Here is a 3,127-nt window from a genome sequence, read left to right on the forward strand (position 1 = left end):
ATGTCATACTTTTTTTTAAAATATCCCTTTCCCTCTTGATCTTAAAAAATAAATATCAGTTATTCTATGCCAATTATTATCAATTTAGACGTTATGCTGGCCAAAAGAAAAATGTCTCTTAAGGAATTAAGTGGAAAGGTCGGCATTACCATGTCCAACCTTTCCATCCTGAAAACAGGCAAAGCAAAGGCCGTTCGGCTGGAAACCTTAGAGGTTATTTGCAGGATCCTGGAATGCCAGCCTGGAGATATTTTAGAATACAGGGATTAGGTCAGATCGGAAACCTCGGCTGAAGGAGCATTCTTTTTGACCGATTCAATACCATTGTCCCTGCTGGATACAGATTCGTACATTTCACTTGACCCGATAATCTGTCCGTTGGACGCTTTTAAATTAAAATAAGGTTTTCCGTTGGTCGAAGTCTTTCTGTCATATTTGCTGTCATCGTGCGAATTTTTCTTGACAGATTCCACGCCATTCAAGCAATTCGCTTTACTGGAATACCCTTCACTGGTCAGAATAACCTGTCCGTTTCCCGCTTTAAGATTGAACTGAAACTCTCCGTTTTTTCTTGTTGTGATTTCAAATTTGCCCATAATCGAGTTTTTAGGTTGATACAGATGGATGTTATTTATACCAATTTATAAAAACTGAGGCAGTTAACCTAAAAAATCAATTATTTTAATTCACAAATGCGAATCAAATCTCACTGAGTTTAAATGTGCGGTCCAACCGGATTCCTTTTTCTGTTTGCTGCAATGTACAACATTCGTTAATAGGGTCATGTTCCAGGTAAAGGATATAGTTTCGGTCAGTAGCTTCCTGCAGAAAGGCCTTTTTTTCTGTTAAGGTTTGCAATGGGAACATATCATAAGCCATCACATAGGGCAGGGGAATGTGCCCCACAGAAGGCAGGAGATCTGCCATGTATACAATTGTCTGATCTTTGTACTGAATTTGAGGCAGCATCATTGCATCGGTATGTCCATAAGCAAAGCGGATGTTGATGTCTTTATGAAACTCTATGCCATCCTGATCTTCAATAAAGCGCAATTGTCCACTGTCCTGAATAGGCAATATGTTTTCTTTTAAAAAAGACGCCTTTTCACGGTCATTCGGTTCCACTGCCCAGTTCCAGTGTTTCTTATTGCTCCAGTAAAATGCATTTTTAAACGCCGGGCGTAATTTGTCACCCTCTCTAACAATAGAACCTCCGCAATGGTCAAAATGCAAATGAGTCAAAAATACATCCGTAATATCAGCGCGGCTAAAGCCTTTTGCGGCAAGCGATTTATCTAATGTGTCGTCACCATGAAGATAATAATGGCCCAGGAACTTCGCATCCTGCTTGTCGCCAATACCATTGTCTACCAGGATCAGCCGGTTTCCATCCTCAATCAGTAAACACCGCATTGCCCAGCTGCACATATTGTTTTCATCAGCCGGATTGCTTTTTTGCCATATAGATTTAGGTACAACGCCAAACATGGCACCACCATCCAATTTGAATAAGCCTGTATCAATCGTATGTAAATTCATCTTCAGAATAAGTTAATGCTGTAAATATAAACATAAAAAAAGAGGTAGCTCATCGCTACCTCTCTAAGTTTTATCACTGTTTCTTTTAATGCACTACAAGTGGATCACTTCGCCATATGCATCAGCCGTAGCTTCCATAATCGCTTCGCTCATGGTTGGGTGAGGATGGATGGATTTCAGCATCTCATGACCTGTAGTTTCCAGTTTACGAGCTACAACGATCTCTGCGATCATCTCCGTAACATTCGCTCCAATCATGTGTGCACCTAGCAATTCACCATATTTAGCATCGTAAATTACTTTTACAAAGCCATCTTTAGCTCCGGCAGCACTCGCTTTACCAGAAGCAGAGAATGGGAATTTACCAATCTTCAATTCATAACCCGCTGCTTTAGCTGCTTTTTCAGTATAACCTACAGAAGCAATCTCAGGGGTAGTATACGTACATCCAGGGATGTTGTTATAATCAATAGGTTCAGGATGATGACCTGCAATTTTCTCTACGCAAGTAATCCCTTCGGCAGAAGCAACGTGTGCCAGTGCCTGTCCGGAAACGATATCTCCAATCGCATAATAACCCTTAACAGAAGTATTGTAGAACTCATCAACAACCACTTTGCCTTTTTCAGTTTTAATACCAGTTTCTTCCAGACCCAGATTTTCAATGTTAGCCACAACTCCAGCAGCAGAAAGTACAATATCACACTCTAAAGTCTGCATACCTGCAGCAGTTTTAACCTGTACTTTACATCCGGTACCGCTGGTGTCTACAGATTCCACGCTTGAAGAAGTCATGACATCGATGCCCACTTTTTTAAAGCTACGCAGCAATTGTTTAGAAACATCCTCGTCCTCTACAGGAACAATATTATCCATAAATTCTACAATGGTTACTTTAGTACCCATAGTTGCATAGAAATAAGCAAATTCAGAACCTATTGCACCAGAACCTACAATAACCATAGATTTTGGCTGTTCAGGTAATACCATTGCCTGTCTGTAGCCAATCACTTTTTTGCCATCCTGTTTCAGGTTAGGTAATTCTCTTGATCTGCCACCAGTAGCAATAATAATATTTTTAGCTGTGATCTCTTTTTGTGAACCATCCGGAGATTTTACATCTACCTTATTACCTGGTTTCACTTTGGCTGTGCCCATGATCACTTCAATTTTGTTCTTTTTCATTAAGAACTGAACACCTTTGCTCATGCCTTCGGCAACACCACGGCTGCGTTTAACCACAGCAGCAAAATCTGCTTCAGCTTCAGCGGTTTTAATACCGTATTCTGATGCATGATTGATATATTCAAATACCTGGGCGCTTTTTAATAAGGCTTTGGTTGGTATACATCCCCAGTTCAGGCAGATTCCGCCTAAAGATTCTCGCTCCACTATTGCAGTTTTTAAACCCAACTGGGAAGCTCTGATTGCAGCTACATATCCACCAGGACCGCTGCCTATTACAATTACATCGTAGTTCATATCTTATAAAAGGAAAAACTTAAGTACTTGCCAAAATTAAAAAAAATGTTGGTTATATCCGGGCCTGTGAGATTTTTGTGTTTCACATTTGGGTAAATTAATTTAA

At 40.1% G+C, this 3,127-nt stretch carries 4 protein-coding genes; 1 reads left to right on the plus strand and 3 read right to left on the minus strand.

The genetic code is table 11. The features are described from left to right. Positions 1 to 66 precede the first annotated feature (66 nt). On the plus strand, positions 67 to 270 hold the full coding sequence (locus DBR11_RS01920; RefSeq protein ID WP_108549922.1) for a helix-turn-helix transcriptional regulator: 204 nt from the start codon (positions 67 to 69) through the stop codon (positions 268 to 270). Here the strand turns inward: DBR11_RS01920 and DBR11_RS01925 are convergent. The 3 genes from DBR11_RS01925 to lpdA form a co-directional block, all read right to left on the minus strand. Then, on the minus strand, positions 267 to 596 hold the full coding sequence (locus tag DBR11_RS01925) for a YegP family protein (protein ID WP_108549923.1): 330 nt from the start codon (positions 594 to 596) through the stop codon (positions 267 to 269). The two genes, DBR11_RS01920 and DBR11_RS01925, sit on opposite strands and share 4 nt — an antisense overlap. 103 nt (positions 597 to 699) lie before the next feature. Further along, positions 700 to 1,539: an MBL fold metallo-hydrolase gene (locus DBR11_RS01930; RefSeq protein WP_108549924.1), complete on the minus strand. Its 840-nt coding sequence runs from the start codon at positions 1,537 to 1,539 to the stop codon at positions 700 to 702. A gap of 93 nt (positions 1,540 to 1,632) precedes the next feature. After that, entirely contained in the window at positions 1,633 to 3,021 is a 1,389-nt protein-coding gene (lpdA, locus tag DBR11_RS01935) for a dihydrolipoyl dehydrogenase (protein ID WP_108549925.1), read from the minus strand. Positions 3,022 to 3,127 lie beyond the last annotated feature (106 nt).

Source organism: Pedobacter sp. HMWF019 (genome assembly GCF_003061025.1).
In the GTDB taxonomy this organism is placed as follows: Bacteria; Bacteroidota; Bacteroidia; order Sphingobacteriales; family Sphingobacteriaceae; genus Pedobacter.

What these genes read in the sequence shown, in the direction of transcription:
- DBR11_RS01925 (WP_108549923.1), bottom strand. Translation starts at nt 596, where the DNA reads ATGGGCAAATTTGAAATCACAACAAGAAAAAACGGAGAGTTTCAGTTC.
- DBR11_RS01930 (WP_108549924.1), bottom strand. Translation starts at nt 1,539, where the DNA reads ATGAATTTACATACGATTGATACAGGCTTATTCAAATTGGATGGTGGT.
- lpdA (WP_108549925.1), bottom strand. Translation starts at nt 3,021, where the DNA reads ATGAACTACGATGTAATTGTAATAGGCAGCGGTCCTGGTGGATATGTA.
- DBR11_RS01920 (WP_108549922.1), top strand. Translation starts at nt 67, where the DNA reads ATGCCAATTATTATCAATTTAGACGTTATGCTGGCCAAAAGAAAAATG.